Origin of the sequence: Pseudomonas sp. NPDC089530 (assembly GCF_050280705.1) — a bacterium.
GTDB lineage: Bacteria > Pseudomonadota > Gammaproteobacteria > Pseudomonadales > Pseudomonadaceae > Aquipseudomonas.
This window is the reverse complement of record NZ_JBNNVU010000020.1, coordinates 29154-45845: the sequence shown is the minus strand read 5'-3', so window position 1 is coordinate 45845 and position 16692 is coordinate 29154. Positions and strand designations below refer to the sequence as shown.

At 65.0% G+C, this 16692-nt stretch carries 15 protein-coding genes and 2 pseudogenes; 4 read left to right on the top strand and 13 right to left on the bottom strand.

Going from position 1 to position 16692, the window contains the following annotated elements:
- From ACQKQA_RS10885 to ACQKQA_RS10840, 10 genes are all read right to left on the bottom strand, one after another.
- Window positions 1–1383, bottom strand: a complete 1383-nt coding sequence (locus ACQKQA_RS10885; RefSeq protein WP_427556661.1) for an HlyD family type I secretion periplasmic adaptor subunit — start codon at window positions 1381–1383, stop codon at window positions 1–3.
- A complete protein-coding gene (locus ACQKQA_RS10880) occupies window positions 1383–3494 on the bottom strand; it encodes a type I secretion system permease/ATPase (RefSeq protein ID WP_427556711.1) in 2112 nt (703 codons plus the stop codon). The genes ACQKQA_RS10885 and ACQKQA_RS10880 overlap by 1 nt, the downstream gene beginning before the upstream one ends.
- Before the next feature lie 259 nt (window positions 3495–3753).
- A complete protein-coding gene (locus ACQKQA_RS10875; RefSeq protein WP_427556658.1) occupies window positions 3754–5316 on the bottom strand; it encodes a TerC family protein in 1563 nt (520 codons plus the stop codon).
- A gap of 359 nt (window positions 5317–5675) precedes the next feature.
- Complete coding sequence (locus ACQKQA_RS10870) at window positions 5676–6398, bottom strand: Imm52 family immunity protein (protein ID WP_427556655.1); 723 nt, start codon at window positions 6396–6398, stop codon at window positions 5676–5678.
- A 16-nt stretch (window positions 6399–6414) separates the two neighbouring features.
- Complete coding sequence (locus ACQKQA_RS10865) at window positions 6415–7248, bottom strand: Tox-REase-5 domain-containing protein (RefSeq protein WP_427556652.1); 834 nt, start codon at window positions 7246–7248, stop codon at window positions 6415–6417.
- Window positions 7245–7628 (bottom strand): hypothetical protein, encoded by a 384-nt coding sequence (locus ACQKQA_RS10860; RefSeq protein WP_427556649.1) that lies wholly within the window; start codon window positions 7626–7628, stop codon window positions 7245–7247. Before ACQKQA_RS10860 ends, ACQKQA_RS10865 begins: the two co-directional genes overlap by 4 nt.
- Window positions 7621–8190 (bottom strand): DUF4123 domain-containing protein, encoded by a 570-nt coding sequence (locus ACQKQA_RS10855; RefSeq protein WP_427556647.1) that lies wholly within the window; start codon window positions 8188–8190, stop codon window positions 7621–7623. The genes ACQKQA_RS10860 and ACQKQA_RS10855 overlap by 8 nt, the downstream gene beginning before the upstream one ends.
- Window positions 8187–8585 (bottom strand): PAAR domain-containing protein, encoded by a 399-nt coding sequence (locus ACQKQA_RS10850; protein WP_427556644.1) that lies wholly within the window; start codon window positions 8583–8585, stop codon window positions 8187–8189. The genes ACQKQA_RS10855 and ACQKQA_RS10850 overlap by 4 nt, the downstream gene beginning before the upstream one ends.
- Window positions 8586–8604: 19 nt before the next feature.
- The gene (locus ACQKQA_RS10845) at window positions 8605–9240 is read right to left on the bottom strand and encodes a hypothetical protein (protein WP_427556641.1); all 636 of its coding nucleotides are present in this window, start codon (window positions 9238–9240) and stop codon (window positions 8605–8607) included.
- Window positions 9241–9427: 187 nt separating this feature from the next.
- Window positions 9428–10303: a LysR family transcriptional regulator gene (locus ACQKQA_RS10840; protein ID WP_427556638.1), complete on the bottom strand. Its 876-nt coding sequence runs from the start codon at window positions 10301–10303 to the stop codon at window positions 9428–9430.
- A 103-nt stretch (window positions 10304–10406) separates the two neighbouring features.
- On the opposite strand from ACQKQA_RS10840, the gene ACQKQA_RS10835 reads away from it, so the two are divergent.
- The 3 genes from ACQKQA_RS10835 (at window position 10407) to ACQKQA_RS10825 (ending at window position 14375) form a co-directional block, all read left to right on the top strand.
- Window positions 10407–10898, top strand: coding sequence for a GlcG/HbpS family heme-binding protein (locus ACQKQA_RS10835; RefSeq protein WP_427556635.1), 492 nt, complete (start codon window positions 10407–10409; stop codon window positions 10896–10898).
- On the top strand, window positions 10895–12433 hold the full coding sequence (locus ACQKQA_RS10830) for an MFS transporter (protein WP_427556633.1): 1539 nt from the start codon (window positions 10895–10897) through the stop codon (window positions 12431–12433). Before ACQKQA_RS10835 ends, ACQKQA_RS10830 begins: the two co-directional genes overlap by 4 nt.
- A gap of 586 nt (window positions 12434–13019) precedes the next feature.
- Entirely contained in the window at window positions 13020–14375 is a 1356-nt protein-coding gene (locus tag ACQKQA_RS10825; RefSeq protein ID WP_427556708.1) for a Wzz/FepE/Etk N-terminal domain-containing protein, read from the top strand.
- Window positions 14376–14461: 86 nt separating this feature from the next.
- Here ACQKQA_RS10825 and ACQKQA_RS10820 read toward each other — a convergent pair.
- A pseudogene (locus tag ACQKQA_RS10820) lies at window positions 14462–14712 on the bottom strand (MerR family DNA-binding transcriptional regulator).
- Window positions 14713–14789: 77 nt separating this feature from the next.
- Between ACQKQA_RS10820 and ACQKQA_RS10815 the strand changes: the two are divergent.
- A pseudogene (locus ACQKQA_RS10815) lies at window positions 14790–15033 on the top strand (hypothetical protein); the annotation flags it as partial.
- A 314-nt stretch (window positions 15034–15347) separates the two neighbouring features.
- On the opposite strand, the gene ACQKQA_RS10810 reads toward ACQKQA_RS10815, so the two are convergent.
- Both ACQKQA_RS10810 and ACQKQA_RS10805 read right to left on the bottom strand, forming a co-directional pair.
- Entirely contained in the window at window positions 15348–15845 is a 498-nt protein-coding gene (locus ACQKQA_RS10810; RefSeq protein ID WP_427556630.1) for an AAA family ATPase, read from the bottom strand.
- A 63-nt stretch (window positions 15846–15908) separates the two neighbouring features.
- Window positions 15909–16682 (bottom strand): ArsR/SmtB family transcription factor, encoded by a 774-nt coding sequence (locus ACQKQA_RS10805; protein ID WP_427556626.1) that lies wholly within the window; start codon window positions 16680–16682, stop codon window positions 15909–15911.
- Window positions 16683–16692 lie beyond the last annotated feature (10 nt).

Here is a 16692-nt window from a genome sequence, read left to right as displayed (position 1 = left end):
TCAACGCTCCCGCAATGCTTCGGACTGGTACTCGCGGATCGGCCCCAGCAGGTAATTGATCACCCGCCGCTCGCCGGTGCGAATCTCGCCGGTCACGCTCATGCCGGCCTGCAACGGCAGCCAGCCCTGCCCCGCGGCGATGGCGGCCCGCTCCAGGCGGATCCGGGTGGGGAACACCAGGCCCTGCTGTTCGTCCTTGATGGCGTCGCCGGAGACATGGGCCACCGTGCCGCGCAGGGTGCCGTAGCGGGTGTAGGGAAAGGCGTCGACCTTGATCTCCACCGGCTGGCCGGCCCTGACGAAACCGACGTCCTTGTTCAACACCATGACCTCGGCGTCCAGCTCGGCGCCCTCGGGCACTATCACCATCAGTTGCTGCGCCGGTTGCACCGCGCCGCCCAGGGTGTGCACCGCCAGTTGCTGGACCACGCCGTCCACCGGCGCCAGCAGGGTTTGCAGGCGCTGGCGGTCGCGGCCGCGGATCAGTTGCTGCTCGAGCACGGCGATGTCCTGGCGGGCGCGGTTGAGCGCGTCATGCTGCTCGCGCCGGGTCCGGGCCAGGAAACTGTCGCGCTGCTCCCGGCGGTTCAGGGCCTGGGCCTTGAGCACTTGCAGCTCGGCGTGTTGCTGGGCCAGGGAACGCTCGACCTCCAGTTGCTCCTTTTCCTGCTCCAGCAGCTCGACCCGGGGCATCAGCTGTTCGGCCGCCATCGCCCGGCGCGCGTCGAGGCGACGGCGGACGTTACTGGCCAGCTTGCCCAGGGCGGCGATCTCGCTGCTGCGCGCCTGCTGGCTGGCCTGATTGATGGCGATCTCGGCGTTGAGGCTGTCCAGGTTGGCGCTGATTTCCTTCCAGGTGCTGGCCAGCTGCTCCCGCGCTTGCGCCGCTTGCTCCGGGTCCAGCCCCGGGGGCGCCTGGTAGCTGTGCAACGGGTCCGTGGTCAGCAGGGCCTGGGCCCGGGCCAGTTCCAGGCGCTTGAACGCCAGCTGGGCGCGCAACTCGCTCAGCTCGGCATCGATGCCGATCGGGTTCAGCGCCACCAGCACCTCGCCGGCCTGGACCCGCTGCCCGTCGCGGACGTGGATCGCCCGGACCTCGCCCGCCTCGTGGGCCTGGATCACCTTGGTGTAGCTGGAGACCATCAGGCGCCCGGCGGCGCTGGCATGGATATCGAGAAAGCCCAGGGTCGCCCAACCCAGCGCCAGCAGGATCGCCAGCACCAGCACCAGGGCCGTGCCGCGGGCCCAGGGCGCCGGCGGGCGCTCGACGATTTCCAGGTAACCGGGCTGGAACTCGTATTCGTCGCGGCTGCGCTCGAGCGCCGCCGGCGCCGCGCGCAGCCGCTGCCAGGCGCGCCGCCAAAAGGTCGATGAACCGCCCATCATTCGCCCTCCTTGCGCAGCGCCTGTTGCAGCGCCCACAGGCGCGCATAGCAACCGCCCCGGGCCAGCAGCTCGTGGTGGCTGCCCGACTCGCTGATACGCCCCTGCTCCAGGGCGATGATGCGCTGGCACTGGCGCACCGCCGACAGGCGATGGGCGATGACGATCACCGTGCGCCCCTGGGCGATGCGCGCCATGTTGTCCTGGATCAGCGCCTGGGATTCGTCGTCCAGGGCGCTGGTGGCCTCGTCGAAGATCAGAATCCGCGGATCGCCCATCAGCGCCCGGGCGATGGCGATGCGTTGCCGCTGGCCGCCGGACAGCGAACTGCCGGCTTCGGCCAGCACCGTGTCGTAGCCCCGCGGCAGGCGCAGGATGAAATCGTGGGCCCCGGCCAGGCGCGCGGCGGCGATCACGCTTTCCAGGGACGCCGTCGGCTGGCGCAGGGCGATGTTGTGCCGCACGCTGCGGTTGAACAGGTAGTTTTCCTGCAGCACCACGCCGATCTGGCTACGCAGCCAGGCCGGCGGCAGCTGCTGCAGCGGCACGCCATCGATCAGGATGCGCCCGGCGTCGGGGGTGTAGAGCTTCTGCAGCAAGCGGGTCAACGTGCTCTTGCCGGAGCCGGACGGCCCGACTATGCCCAGGGTCTGCCCGGCGGCGATGTGCAGGTCCAGGCCGCGCAGCACCAGCTCCAGTTCCGGGCGGTAGCGGAACGCGACCTGTTCGATGCACACCTCGCCGCGCAGCGCCTGCTCTGGCTGCCGATCGCCCGCGGCCTGCTCGACCGGCAGGTTGAGCATGTCGCCCAGCTTGTCCACCGAGACCCGCACCCGCACGAACTGCTGCCAGACCTCGATCAGCTTGGCCACCGGCTGGCTGACGTGGGACAGCATCATGTTGAAGGCGATCAACTGGCCGATGGTCATGCGCAGGTCGATGACCTGGCTCGCGCCCCAGCAGATCACCGCCACCGCCGTGACCTTCTGCAACAGCGTCACCAGCTGGCTGATGCCGCTGCCGAGGGTCTGGCTGGCAAAACCGGCCTCGACCATCTCCGCCGTCTGCGCCTCCCAGCGCCGCTGCATGCGCGGCTCCACCGCCAGGCTCTTGATGGTCTCCGTGCTGCTCACGGTTTCGTTGAGGAAGGCGGTGTTGCGCGCGGCGCTGTAGAACTGGCGCTCGATGCGCTTTTCCAGCGGCCCGGTGCTGGCCCAGGCCAGCAGCCCGTACAGCGGCAGGGTCAGCAGCACCAGCAGCGTCAGCGGCCAGGAGATCCAGGCCATGACGGCGAAAAACACCAGGGTGAAGGCCACGTCGACGCACAGGGTCAGCAGCGAGCCGGTGAGAAACTCGCGGATGCTGTCCAGCTCCTGGACCCGGGTGATGATCGCGCCCACCTGGCGCTGCTTGAAGTACAGCAGCGGCAGGCCCAGCAGATGGCGGAACAGCTTGACCCCGAGGCCGACGTCGATGCGGTTGGCGGTGTGCACCGCCAGGTATTCGCGCAGGCCCTTGAGCAGCACCTCGAACAGGCCGACGGCCACCAGGGTCATCACCAGCACATCCAGGGTCGACAACGCCCGGTGCACCATGACCTTGTCCATCACCGCCTGGAAGAACAGCGGGGTCGCCAGGGCCAAGACCTGCAACAGCAGGGAACACAGCAGCACTTCGCCGAGGATGCGCCGGTGCCGCAGCAGCTCCGGCACGAACCACGACAGGTCGAAACGCAGACCGCCCTGGCGCAGGCGGATCACCTCGCCGGACCACTGCGCGGCCAGTTGCGCGCGGTCGAGCACCTCGGGGGTATGGACGTCCGGGCGCTGCACCAGCGCCTGGGCGTCGGACAGCCGGGCCAGCAGGACAAAGGCGCCGCTGCGGTCGCGCCAGACCAGGGGCAGCATCTTCGGGGTCAGCCGGGCCAGGGCCAGGCGTTCGCAGCGCAGGTCGGCGCCGGCGGCCCGGGCGTAGTTCTTGACCGCCCGACGCAGGTCGCACTCGTCGCCCGGGTCCGCGGCGTGCGGCGCGCGCTCCTGGGTCAGTTGCAGCAGCAGTTGGCAACAGGCCAGGGCCGAGTGGACGGCGGCCGTGGCGGACAGCTCCGCCATGGCGGGGCATTCGGTCGGGGCAGGCTGCGGGGGTAGTGCGGGATCGACTGGCATAGACCGCTCGTTTCAGGACCCTCGCGTCAAAGACGAGGGCGCATGGAGAGACGAAACCAGTCTGCGGCAGCGGTGCGGGAATGATAATCAGCCGCAGGATTGAAAGCTTTTAAGTAAAACTTAATCAATCGTGCCCCAACCTCCGCGGGCCCTGGTGCGGGCAAAAAAAAGCCGGACTCGCGTCCGGCTTATTTCACCTCTGGGGTCAGGCGGCGTCCTGTCTGCGCAGCAACACCCGGGTCACCCGCCGCTCTTCCACCGTCAGCACTTTCAGGTTCCAGCCTGCCCATGCCAATTCGTCGCCGATCACCGGCAAGCGGTCCAGCAGGCTCATCACCAGGCCGGCCAGGGTCTGGTAGTCCGCGGTCGGTTCGGCGGCGAAGCCGGTACGCTGGCGGATCTGCGTCAGGTTCAGCGCGCCGCTGACCATGAAGCCGCCCTGCTCCTCGACTATGTCCGGGCCTTCGATTTCGCTGGCGTCGGGCAGCTCGCCAGCGATGGACTCGAGGATGTCGGTCATGCTCAGCACGCCGACGAAGTCGCCGAATTCGTTGATCACGAAAGCGATGTGGGTCGAGGCCTTGCGCATCTGCTCCAGGGCGTTGAGGATCGAGAAGCTGTCCAGCAGGTTGATGGCCGTGCGCGCCAGGTGTTCCAGGTTCGGCTCGTTGCCGGCCAGGTATTCCTTGAGCAACTCCTTCTTGTGCACGAAGCCCAGCGGCTCCTCCACCGCGCCGTCGCGAATCAGCGGCAGGCGCGAATAGGACGAGTGCATCAACTTGGCGCGGATGGCTTCGGCGTCATCGGCCAGGTCGATGTAGTCGACGTCGGCGCGCACCGTCATCAAGGTGCGGATCGGCCGCTCGGCCAATTGCAGCACGCCGCTGATCATCACCCGCTCGCGGCGGTCGAACAGTTCGGCGCTCGGCGCTTCGCCCTGGTCCAGCAGGTCGACGATCTCTTCGCCCACCTCCTCCACCGCCAGGCGGCGCCCGCCCAGCAAACGCATCACCGCATGGGCCGTGCGCTCGCGCAGCGGCCGCAGGCCCTGCATGGACTTCTTGCGCCGGGCCCGGGCGATCTGGTTGAACCCCTCGATCAGGATCGAGAAACCGATGGCCGCGTACAGGTAGCCTTTGGGGATATGGAAGCCCAGGCCTTCGGCGGTCAGGGCGAACCCGATCATCATCAGGAAGCCCAGACACAGCATGATCACCGTCGGGTGAGCGTTGACGAAGCGGGTCAGCGGCTTGCTGGCGACAATCATCAGGCCGATGGAAATCACCACCGCGATCATCATCACCGCCAGTTCGTCGACCATGCCCACGGCAGTGATCACCGCGTCCAGGGAGAACACCGCGTCGAGCACCACGATCTGCGCGACGATCGGCCAGAACAGCGCATAGGCGGCATTGCCGGCACGCTGGCTGACGTGGCCTTCGAGGCGCTCGTGCAACTCCATGGTGGCCTTGAACAGCAGGAACACACCGCCGAACAGCATGATCAGGTCGCGGCCGGAGAAGCTCTTGCCGAACACCTCGAACAGCGGCGTGGTCAGGGTCACCAGCCAGGAAATGCTCGCCAGCAGGCCCAGGCGCATGAGCAGCGCCAGGGACAGGCCGATGATCCGCGCGCGGTCACGCTGATGGGGCGGCAACTTGTCCGCCAGGATCGCGATAAACACCAGGTTGTCGATACCCAGCACCAGCTCCAGCACGATCAGGGTCAACAGGCCAAGCCAGGCCGTGGGGTCCATTATCCATTCCATAAAACGACTCTATCTCCGTAGTGGATTCAAACGGCCGGGCACGGCAAGGCCGGCCTTGAAGCGGCGAGCGCAGGCCAGATAGGTGAAACCGGAAGTTCGGCGCAGTGGCCGTGCCTTATGACGGGCGGCAGGCGCCGCAAGGCGGATGGGACGGGGAAAGGTCGGGACGTCCAGGAATAAGGACGACTGGGGGGCTCCGAGAGGGTGTTCATGCAAGTCCTGTGAAGAAAAACGGACTTGAATCCTACAATTTCACGAGAAATTTCCTATCGGGAAATCATTTCAAGATCTTATCGAGGAGGCTGGTTCCCGGGTCGAGAGCCCGCTCGCTGCCACGGCAACCAGCGGGCTTGCTCGGCTCAATGGCGCGCCGGCAGAAACCCGAGTTCCACCAGTTTGATATCGGTCTCCCCCACGATCTGCACATGCTGGACGTTCTTTTCGTCCATGATGCCGGGGCAGGCTACGACTATGGTTCCCTTCGATTGCGTAGGGTGCAGCTCGGCAACCTCCGGGAAGTCGGCCGCAGCCAGCGGATGCGGGCAGTAGCCGATCCAGCCGATGGTCTGCCGGTCCTGGAACACCCGCTGCTTGCGAAAGTACTCATTGGGCGCGGCCACGCCCCAGGAAATCTCCGGCCAGAGATCCACCGCCGCGTTCATCAACCCGACGATGCCCTGCCGCGGGTCCTGCAGGCAGCGGACCAATGTCCCGGCTTCGGAAAACTCGATCCCCGCCGGCAACGAACCACCGCTGCGGGCGTGATAGGTGATCGAAAGCCCGCCCTGGAGCGGATCGGCGATACCGTTCCACAGCACAAAACTCATGTCGTTGACGTCGAAGTCCGCGTCTTTCCAGGACGCCACTTCACGCCGGAGGCTGTCCGGGTCGAGGAGCACATTGTGCGTCAGGCCGTCATCCTTGCCTTCGGCGCACAGGAACCAGTTCTTGAGGATCGGGTCGAGCTCGCCGATCGCCTTGAGAAAGGCCAGGCTCCTGTCGATTTGTTCCTGTTCGGTCACCTGGGAAATCTTCTGCTTGTCAAAGCTCAACTTGAAATTAAAACGCTTGAATGTATCCATGAGTCTCCATCCGGTTTCAGGCCCTTAAGTGTGGATTGTCCTTGTAAAACTCCTCCAGCTCCTTTTCCTCCTGGCGACGCACTTTCTGGTACTCCTCATGCTCTTTGGTGCCGGGCATCGGATTCCAGTAAGCCTTCAGGTTGGTGAGCCCGCCCTCCTCGTATTTCTCGGAGCAATACTCGTAAACCACCCGCTGAAGGAAATGCCACTCGAGCATCACCGGCGGGCTGGGCTTGGCCTTGTCTGCCTGCTTGAACGCCTTGACGATCAGGTCCTTCTCAACATTCTTGGCCGCCTTCGGGTATTTGAAACCGAGGAAGATGAAGAACTCGTAGTTGGCCTTGGCCTCCTGCAAGGTACAGCGGTTTTTCACGAAACCGTCCCAATCGGTGCCGCTCCACAGCCACTCCCAGGGAAACGGGAAGTTGGTCACCCACTGCTGATAGCGGCTCGACAAGTCGCTCATGCTGTGCCCCTTGCCGTTGACGGGAATGTACATATCCCCGTCTTCGGGAGGGCATTTCACGCAGTCCTTCTTCTGCTTCTTGCAGTCCCTTTCGGCTTCCTGGGTGCGGTCCCGGGTCCTGGCCGGCGCATCCGTCTTGGGCAAGGCCTCGGGCTTGGGCACCGGCATCGGTTGCGGCATGGGCCTTGGGGCCGGTAGCGGCCGGGGCACCACTTCCGGCGGTGGCACCGGCAGCGGACGTGGCGGCGGCATCGGTAACCGGGTCGGCGCGGGCATGGGTATGTCGACGGGCAGCCTCGGCCCGGTGCGCGGCAACGGCATACGAAAGCCGCCGCTGATGGGAGGCGCCAGCTGGGCGACGGCTCCGGAAACGAAACTGGTCATTCAGGTCTCCCTGTCTTGAGGGCTGCACGCCATATCTGCTGCCCTTGAACGAAATCCATGACGCTCGCGTAATCTCGAAAGCGATGTTCCGGGCTGTCCGTCACCGGTCGTTGCATCCAGCGGATAAAACCCGGGGTTTCTTCGAATCCGGGAAACTGCAGGCCAAAGCGCATGAACTGCTCGACCGTCTCGGGCTCCTCGATGCCCAGGGCCCAGGCTTTTTCCCGGTAATCCTTGAGGTACTGGATCGTCTGCCAGTGGCCTTTCTGCTCGAGCCACTGAGGATTGTGCTGACGCACCTCCAGCATGATCTTTTCGATCACCTCGTTCTGCCGAACCTGCTCCAGCGCATTCAGCTGGTCTGCCGTCAACTCAAGCATGGCGAGCCTCCTGCTCTACCCGATAGTAAGTCTGGTACGCCAGCACCAGCGGCTGCCAGATCTGCCAGCGATCGAGCGGCAGCATCAGGGCCATGCGCTGCTCGCTGTCCAGGACCGTCTCCAGGCCACGCCGGACGGTCGGGTTGTAATAGCGGAACAGCGCCGTCCGGCCATCCGGCAGGCGGGTGAACAGGTGGGCTTTGAGGTGGTTGCTCAGGGCGTCGAAGGAGCGCTCGCTCCACAGCCACGACACCAGCGGCGATTTCTGGTCCCGCGCGATCAGCCAGTCGAGCAGTTCCGTGGCCTCGGCGCTGTCCTGCAGGAACTCCACCAGCGCCGGGCCGCCACGGCTGATTTCGTCCAGCTCGGTATCGGCCAGCAGCCATTGCACGCGAATCGCCGCCCCGGCGGCGTCCAGGCGATTTTCCAGGGTCAGGTAACAGGCCCCGTCCACCAGCACATACAGCCGGGTTTCGGGATGCTGCTCCAGGCAGTGGCGGATATGGTTGTGAAATTGCAGGACATAGGCATCGGGGCGGCGTCCATTGCCGGAAGTACTCATGCCTGGTTCCCCAGGCTTTGCAGCGGAACCAGGGCTTCATTGCGTCGCGCCGCCGCCAGCAGGCAAGGCAGGCACAGCCCGGGGATCTTGATCACCGGCGTGACCGGCGCCGCCGTGGCCTGTTGCCCGATGATCACGCTGCCCGATCCGCCCACCACCACATTGCCGTGGCTGCCGGTGCTGCCCAGGGTCGCCGCCGGCAATCCGTTGATCAGCACAGTGGCCACCACCGCGCCGACCAGGTTGCTGCCGCAGGCGGTGGAGTCCGACATCCGCGCCGCGCTGAGCCCATCGAACAACACGTCGGGCGATCCCGAGACAATCGGGTTGGTGCTGTGCCCGGGCAATGGGCAAGCCGTCGGATCCGTGACTCGCGCCGCAGGTTTTCCACTCATGGCAATCTCCTTGGTCCATTCAGGTATTGCAGGTTGTCCCGACCGTATCGATCTGGAATCGGCCAAAGCGCCAGCAGCCATCCTCCACATCGAACAAGGCCAGCTGGCTGGCCGTCGAGCCTTGCGCACCGAGCGGGAGCGACAGCTGCAGCGCGTCCGCGACGATGCGTCCCATGGCGGCGGGCGCCAGGTCATCCAGTTCATTGAGTTGTCGGTTGTAGTCCTGCGCCCCCACGCACTGGTAGGCGCTCAGCAGGTAGTCGGGCAAGGCCGTGTCCGACCATTGCAGATAGTAGCCCTGCTCATCCTGGGCAGGCCGGGTCCAGGCCGTCAGCCCGACCGGAATCACCGCCTGGCGAGGGCTGCCGAGGAGGCGCTCGTCCCGCGCCGCGAAGCCCAGGCAGATATTGAGTTTCAGCCAGCCATTACCGTGGCTGAGGAGCTGGGAAGGGTCGAACTGCCGAAGAGGCACCACGCGATAGTCGGGCAGGCAGGCAGAGCTCAGGTAAATCTCCGCGTCCAGCCGGGACACGAACGCCCTGACGCAGGGCGCCTGAACGTCGCCGACACAACTGATCTGCACCGGCTCCAGGGCCGGCTGATCGTGCACGCCGGTGACCGTGACCAAGCCATAAAGACGAATAGAGGATCTCAATCCCTGAAATCTGACCATCCCGCTCTCTCCGAGTAGCGTCGCTGCATTGCGCCGGTCACTCTAACAACCGAGAACTGCGCAAGAAGTTGCGCAGTGGCGCCCAAAGCCTCGCTCCAGAAGGCTTCGATGTTTTTTTTACAAAATATTTCATAACCCGGGCCAGTCGCCTCCTGGCTGCTGTGCCCGCCTAGGGACGAGCCCTGCCTTTGACCTGCTCGATATACCGCGCCACCGCCGGGGCCTTTTCGAAGCGGCGGTGGATCAGCGACAGCCAGGACGAGGCCGCGCTGTCCTGGATCGCGCGATACAGCACATTGGGCAGGCCGACATGCCCGACCACCGACTCCGGCACCACGGCCACGCCCTGCCCCAGGGAGACCAGGGCCAGCACCGCCACCAGGCCGCCGGGCTGCGGCCCCAGTTTCGGCGCATAACCGCCTTCGGCGGCGACCTGCAAGGTGCCGCTGATCTGTTCGGGCAGGACGAAGGTCTCGTTGGACAGATGCTCCGGCGCGATCTCGGGCAGGCGGCACAGCCACGACTGGGCCGACAGCGCCAGGACAAAGCCCTCGGCGTCCAGGCGGATCGCCTCGACGCCGTCGGGCAGGGTCATGGGCGAACGGATGTAGCCGATGTCGAAACGCCCGTCGGCCACCGCCGCGGGCAAGGTCGCCATGGGGCTTTCCCGCACGTTCAGGCTGACGTCCGGGCAGTCCTGGCTGAAGCGCTGCACCTGCCTCTGCAACAGCCCCGAATACACCGCCGAGGCGACGTAGCCCAATTCGATATGGCCGATCTCGCCGCGGCCGGCGCGCTGGGCATTGCGCTGGGCGAACTCGAACTGGCGCACCGTGGCCTCGGCCTCGAGCACCAGGGCGGCGCCGGCCTCAGTCAGGCTGACCTCACGCTGCTGGCGCAGGAACAGACGGGTGCCCAGGGTCTGTTCCATGTCCTGGATCTGCCGGCTCAGGGTCGGCGGCGCGATCCCCAGTTGCTCGGCGGCGCGGGTGAAATTGCGCTGCCGGGCCACGGCCAGAAAATAGCGGAAATGACGGATTTCCATGGATGCGTTAGCTCAAAGGTAATGAAGTGGGCCAAGTGGCCTAACGGAGCCCGCACCAGCCCGGGATAAGCTGGCCAGACCTTCACAGTAGAGAGCCCGAGCCATGCAGGTCAAACCTCTTATCCTGGCGCTGATCGCCAGCTGCAGCGTCCCCGTGGCATTCGCCGCGGACAAAACCGCCGACGTTGCGCAAAAGGCAATCCTGAATTTCGCCACCGCCCAGCAACTGCTCAAGGCTGCCCAGGAAACCGCCGAGGCCAAGGGCTGGCCCTGCGCCGTGGCGATCGTCGACGATGGCGGCTGGCCGATCCTCAGCGCGCGCATGGACGGCGCGCCGGTGGTGGCCGGCATCGAACTGGCCCAGGGCAAGGCGCGCACCTCGGCGCTGTTCAAGCGCCCCTCCGGCGATCTGGAAAACGCCATCAACGGCGGGCGCCAAGCGGCCATCACCTCGGGCCTGCTGATGATGAAAGGCGCCCAGCCGATCCGGGTCGCCGGCCAGGTGGTCGGCGCCATCGGTGTCAGCGCCGACACCCCGGCCCACGACGATGAAATCGCCCAGGCCGCCCTCGCGGTGCTGGGCCAGCGCTCATGAGGCCGGCCAGCCCGCGCCTGACCCTGCTCACGGCTTCCGGGGTCTGCTCGCTGATCGTGCTCGACACCAACATAGTCGCGGTGACCCTGCCGAGCATTGCCCGCGACCTGGGGGCCAACTTCGCCGATATCGAATGGGTGGTCAGCGCCTACATGCTGGCCTTCGCCGCCCTGCTGCTGCCGGCCGGCAGCCTGGCCGACCGTTTCGGACGCAAGCGCACCCTGCTCTGCGGCCTCGGGCTCTTCATCCTCGCCTCCCTGGGCTGCGGCGCCGCACCCAACGTGTTGCTGCTGGACATCGCCCGGGCGATCAAGGGTGTCGGCGCGGCGTTGCTGCTGACCTCGGCCCTGGCCACCATCGGCCACACCTTCCATGACGAGGTCGAACGGGCCAGGGCCTGGGCGTTCTGGGGCGCCTGCATGGGCGTGGCGATGACTGCCGCGCCGACCATCGGCGGCCTGATCACCGAGCTCGTCGGCTGGCGCTGGATCTTCTACCTCAATCTGCCGGTGGGCGGATTGCTGGTGCTGATGGTGCTGCGGGCGATCCCGGAATCCCGCGACACCCAGGCCGCGCGCCTCGACCCCTGGGGCAGCCTGGCCTTCAGCGCCAGCCTGCTGTGCCTGATCTGGGGCCTGATCGAGGCCAACCGCATCGGCTGGAGCCATCCATTGACCACGGCCCGCTTGCTCGGCGGCGTGGCGTTGCTGGGGCTGTTCGTGCTGATCGAGCGGCTGCAGCGGCGGCCCATGGTCGACCTGCAACTGTTCCGCCACCCGCGCTTCATCGGCGCCCTGCTGGGGATGTTCGCCTACGCCGGCTGCGCCCAGGTGATGATGACCCTGCTGCCCTTCTACCTGCAGAACGGCCTGGGTTTCTCGGCGATCTCATCCGGGCTGGGCATGTTGCCGTTCGCCCTGACCATGCTGGTCTGCCCGCGCATCGGTGTGCACCTGGCGACCCGTTATGCCCCGGCGACCTTGATGGCCACCGGCCTGACCCTGGTGGGCTGCGGCAATCTGCTGAGCGCCTGGGCCGTTCACGGCGGTGGTTACCTGAACTTCGCCCTGGCCATCGCGGTGACGGGGGCCGGAGCCGGCCTGCTCAACGGCGACACGCAGAAAAACATCATGGCCTGCGTCCCCCGCGACCGCGCCGGCATGGCTTCGGGCCTGAGCACTACCATGCGCTTCAGCGCGATCATGCTGGCCATCGGGGTGTTCGGGGCGTTGCTCGGCAGCCACACCCTGCAACGGCTGCAAGCCAGCCTGAGCAGCACCGCCGCGCCCTGGCTCGACCAGGCACAGGCAATCGCCTCGCGGGTGGTGGCCGGCGACATGCCCGCCGCCCTGGCGCTGCTGCCCGACGCGGCCCAGCCCCTGGTCGAACCCCTGGCCCGCCAGGCCTTCGTCGACGGCTTTGGCGCCGTGCTCTGGGTCGCCGGCTTCCTCGCCCTGCTGGCGGCAGTGACGGTCGGCACACTGATGCGCAAGCCACTTCCACGTCCGATGGAAGTTGCACTCAGGATGGAATAGCGCCCATGGGGTTTTATTGCACTGCTCAGCAATCATCGGTGCGGCTTTGCGGTAATCAAGCCGGTCGCACTCTGCACAGTGCCAATAAAACCTCAAGGTGTTCCAGAAACAGACATTTCCCTGTTCTTTTCCAATTCAACCTCCGCGCTATTGGATAAATACTCACGATCAGTAGGCTCAATCTGCCCCCCTTAAGGGGGACCCGCAGCATTGCTCTTCGAACAGCAATAGATAAAGGCAAATTTATGACGGTTCGGTTAAATTCATATATTTATCCTCCCGAGCATTGCTGTAACATTCGGCCACTTAACGTCCTCGTCTTCTTCAAAGGCAAAGACCCTGCGAGATTGCAAAGTTACGCTAAGTTGGCGCTTGGTATCGAAACAGCTATTTCCGGGACCTGTCTCGGAAAATGACCGGCCACCCGCAAGAAAACAGCCCCTGCTTTATGTTTTTTTCTGGTAACGAGTGTCGATAAGCGCCCATCAGCAAGGAGCCTCATGACGGGGCAGCCTGCATCCATGCACCATCAGGGGGCACGGCATGACGGGGTTAGGATTCACATGAATTAGAGGGTGTGCTGATTTTGAACATTATTCCCCAGCCTCAGATAAATGCTGACGCGGATGAAATTGATCTGTATGCATTGTTCCAATCCATTTGGCAGCAAAAGAAACTGGTAATTGGCTGCGCCCTGGCCGTGACCCTGGCGGGTTTGACTTATGCAGTAGTGGCACCCCGCATCTATGAGGTCAGCAGCGTATTACGTCCTGCCGCACTGAATGAACTCGACGCCCTCAATCGTTCGGAAGTCTACAAACTGCCGCCTGCAGACGCCCTGTCCAAGGTCGGTGCCGCTCTTGAGTCCTATGAAACACGACTGGAGTTTTTCCGTGAGCATCAGGATTTGTTCCAGTCTTTCAAGCGTCCGGGACAAACACTTGAACAAAGTTTCGAGGACTTCAACCGCAACTCAATCAATCTGATCCTGCCAGATCCGAAGAAACCGGGCGCCCTGAGCAATTACATCACGCTGGAAATGCAATACCCCAATGATGTCGACGGGGTGGCGATCCTCAACGGCTTTGTCGATTACGCCATCAATGCCGAACGCGCGCGGATCGGCGCCGACCTCAAGGTGATCGTCAAGAATCGGCTCAACGAACTCAAGGGCAAGATTGCCGCGGCGCGCTCCAACTATGACACCGACAAGGCCTCGAAAATCGCGACCTTGCTCGAAACCGACAACATTCGGCGCGGGCAGCTCGAAGACGAACGCAAGGCCCTGCGCCTGCAGCTGAAAGAACAGCGCAGTGGCCGCCTGGCCGAACTGGCCGAAGCGATCTCCATCGCCAAGTCGATGGGTATCCGTACCCCGACCACGCCCTCGTCGATGTCTGACGCCGCCCACGCCGGTTCGACCCAGGTCATGCGCACCGAGGTCAACAATCGGGCTATTCCGCTGTACTTCATGGGCTATGAAACCCTTGAGGCCGAGCGCACGGCACTGCAAAAGCGTACCTCCGACGACTTCACTGAAAAGCGTATCGCCGAAATCGGCAAGGAACTGCAGATGTTGCAGGTCAACCGCCAGGTGCAGGAGTTGAACAAGCGCTCCAACGAAGACATCTTCCTGAAAGACGTCTTTCCGCTCCGGGCAGAAATGGCCCGCCTGCGTAACCTGAACATCGATATGGACCAGCTGAAACTGGTCACCATCGATCGCAAGGCGTTGCAACCGGTGAAACCGATCAAGCCGAGAACGGCATTGATCACAGCGTCCTCCCTTGTACTGGGCTTGGTATTAGGGGTGATCCTTGCCCTGCTGCGTCATCTCATCCGTTCCCCCCGGAAGTCGGGCCACGACAAACTGCTCGCCACCCCGGTGCTGCTGGACCAGTCCGGCAAGGTGCGGGACAAGGCCAACGACACGCCGCAGTAAGCCGTTCGACCTGCTGACCTGAAACACCTTTTGGGCGACCGCAAGGGTCGCCCAAATGGTTTGGGGCCCTGTAAATCAGGCCCGGCTCAGGACGTCCGGTCCTCGATCGACGCCAGCACCCGCTCGGCGTTCTGCGAACAATCCATGCCTTCCGGGCGGTGGCGGATGTTGTCGATGATCTCCAGCAACTGCGCCTTGCTGCGCGCCAGGTGCTGCTGCATTTCCTCGATCTGCCGTTGGCCTGGCGCTGCACCTGGACCAGCAAGCCCTGGGCTTCGTAAGAGCGGATGCGCGACGCCGCCAGCCCGCTCAGTTGCGCCAATTCACCAATATTCATTTCAGTCTCGATAACCTGCTTGACATTAAAGTTAACTTTAAACTTAGCCTCAGGCCTCCACTGATGAGGAGTCAAGCCTGTCGCCCTTTCAAGCCTTGAATTTGCCCAACGGCCAGTCGATCTGGTAATCGCATCGCCAAGGCCACGATGGAAGAGAACCTCGCCGACAGCCAGCAAGCGCCCTCCACCGCTTTGATCCGGCTCTACCGGGCCTGGGCCGAGGGCGCAGGGCGAAGTGCGGGACGGCCGGACCCTGGCGCGGGAGGCCTACTTCATCGAAATGGCCAGCGAACTGGCGAACGTGGCGCCGGAACCGGCCCTGCCCCGGCTCTGGCGCAGCGGTCAGCCCAGCCATCCGCAGGCAAGCGCAAGCCCCTGGCCTCCCTGGCAACCATGGCCATGGTCCGCCTGCAGATGCAGCGCCTGAGCCGCGGCCGCGCGTCCAAACCCCAGGTGCGCCCGTGGGCGGCGCTGCTCCTCGACCGCCTCTACCTCGCCCGGCGCACCCGCCAGTACCGGCGGACGACGGCTGAGTGACGGTGGCGTATCAGAGAGGCCACTATCGCGGGCAAGTCGGATCTCCGCCCGCTCGCGCCTACAAAAGAGCGATTCAGGCGCCGCGGCTCGTCGTCGGGCTACAACCTTTCCAGATGCCGGACAATGACGCCCACCGCGTCTTCCGGCGACAGAGCAGCGCTATCGAGCTGCAAGCGCTCGCCGCTCCAGGCCTGGTACTCATGATCGAGCACCGACTGCCAGCTCGGCGGACACAGGCCAGGGACATCCAGCTCCCGGCTTTCCACCCGGCGCCGGTGCTCGGCAACATCTGCGCACACCACCTCGACGTCGAGCCACGCGACCCGCTGGGACTCGGCGCTATCCCGCCAGGCCTGACGGCTCTCGGCCACCGGATTGACGCAGTCGGCCACCACCCGGTTGCCCAGGGCCAGGTTGCTCCGGGCCAGGGCATTGGCGACGTCGTAGCCCAGGGTGCCGACCTCCGTCATCCCGGCATCGCGCAGCGTCTGTTCGATAGCGTCGATACGCAGGTAGGTCGCGCCCAGCTGGCTGGCCAGGGCGCGGGCGATGGTGGTTTTTCCGCTGCCGGGCAAACCACTGAAGACAATGAGCATGGGAGAAACTCCAAGCGGATGCCAAGGCTGGCCGCTACCCCAGCCAGCGGGTTCGGATAGATGCTATGACGCCCGGTTAACCGCTGGACTGACTGCCTTGGCCGCGCGCTCGACACGCCCGGCCGGGCTGCCCGGCTCGGCCAGTTCCACAGCGAAACGCCGGGCCAGCTCCTTGCGTCCCAGAGCGGTCAGCCCCAGGGCCCGGCTGTCCAGATCCTGGGTCAGCCATTGGCGGCGCAGCGCTTCCTGCAACAACGCCGCCCCCAGCGCGCCGCCCAAGTGCGGGCGGCGCATGCTCCAGTCCAGGCACGGGCAGGCAAAGCGTCGGCGCAAGGTGGCCAGGGCCAGGGCATCGATCCCGAGACTGGTGAAAAACGCCGCGCCGGCCGGGCTCAGGCGGTACTCCCGGGCCTCTTCCGGCGGCTCCAGCAACCAGCCGGCGTCGAGCATGCGGTCATGCAGTTGGACCGCCAGGGTGCCGGCCATATGGTCGTAGCAGGTGCGGGCGAACTGCAGGCGGTCCGGGGTGCGTGGGTTGAAGTCCGGGGTGGCGTTGCGGCCGATCACCATCAGCGCTTCCAGGGCCTGGGCCACACGCGGGTCGGCCAGGCTGTAATAGCGATGGCGGCCCTGCACATGCAGGCGCACCAGGGCCAGTTCCTTGAGTTTGCCCAGGTGGGCGCTGGCGGTGGAGGCACTGACATCGGCCAGCGCCGCCAGCTCGGTGCTGGTGCGGGCATGGCCATCCATCAGGGCACAGAGCATTTTTGTCCGCGCCGGTTCGGCAATGGCCGCGGCCACCTGGGATACGCCACTGTCGTGCTGCTCTGCATTCATATTTCGCTCC

What these genes read in the sequence shown, in the direction of transcription:
- ACQKQA_RS10885 (WP_427556661.1), bottom strand. Translation starts at nt 1,383, where the DNA reads ATGGGCGGTTCATCGACCTTTTGGCGGCGCGCCTGGCAGCGGCTGCGC.
- ACQKQA_RS10880 (WP_427556711.1), bottom strand. Translation starts at nt 3,494, where the DNA reads ATGGCGGAGCTGTCCGCCACGGCCGCCGTCCACTCGGCCCTGGCCTGT.
- ACQKQA_RS10875 (WP_427556658.1), bottom strand. Translation starts at nt 5,316, where the DNA reads ATGGAATGGATAATGGACCCCACGGCCTGGCTTGGCCTGTTGACCCTG.
- ACQKQA_RS10870 (WP_427556655.1), bottom strand. Translation starts at nt 6,398, where the DNA reads ATGGATACATTCAAGCGTTTTAATTTCAAGTTGAGCTTTGACAAGCAG.
- ACQKQA_RS10865 (WP_427556652.1), bottom strand. Translation starts at nt 7,248, where the DNA reads ATGACCAGTTTCGTTTCCGGAGCCGTCGCCCAGCTGGCGCCTCCCATC.
- ACQKQA_RS10860 (WP_427556649.1), bottom strand. Translation starts at nt 7,628, where the DNA reads ATGCTTGAGTTGACGGCAGACCAGCTGAATGCGCTGGAGCAGGTTCGG.
- ACQKQA_RS10855 (WP_427556647.1), bottom strand. Translation starts at nt 8,190, where the DNA reads ATGAGTACTTCCGGCAATGGACGCCGCCCCGATGCCTATGTCCTGCAA.
- ACQKQA_RS10850 (WP_427556644.1), bottom strand. Translation starts at nt 8,585, where the DNA reads ATGAGTGGAAAACCTGCGGCGCGAGTCACGGATCCGACGGCTTGCCCA.
- ACQKQA_RS10840 (WP_427556638.1), bottom strand. Translation starts at nt 10,303, where the DNA reads ATGGAAATCCGTCATTTCCGCTATTTTCTGGCCGTGGCCCGGCAGCGC.
- ACQKQA_RS10835 (WP_427556635.1), top strand. Translation starts at nt 10,407, where the DNA reads ATGCAGGTCAAACCTCTTATCCTGGCGCTGATCGCCAGCTGCAGCGTC.
- ACQKQA_RS10830 (WP_427556633.1), top strand. Translation starts at nt 10,895, where the DNA reads ATGAGGCCGGCCAGCCCGCGCCTGACCCTGCTCACGGCTTCCGGGGTC.
- ACQKQA_RS10810 (WP_427556630.1), bottom strand. Translation starts at nt 15,845, where the DNA reads ATGCTCATTGTCTTCAGTGGTTTGCCCGGCAGCGGAAAAACCACCATC.
- ACQKQA_RS10805 (WP_427556626.1), bottom strand. Translation starts at nt 16,682, where the DNA reads ATGAATGCAGAGCAGCACGACAGTGGCGTATCCCAGGTGGCCGCGGCC.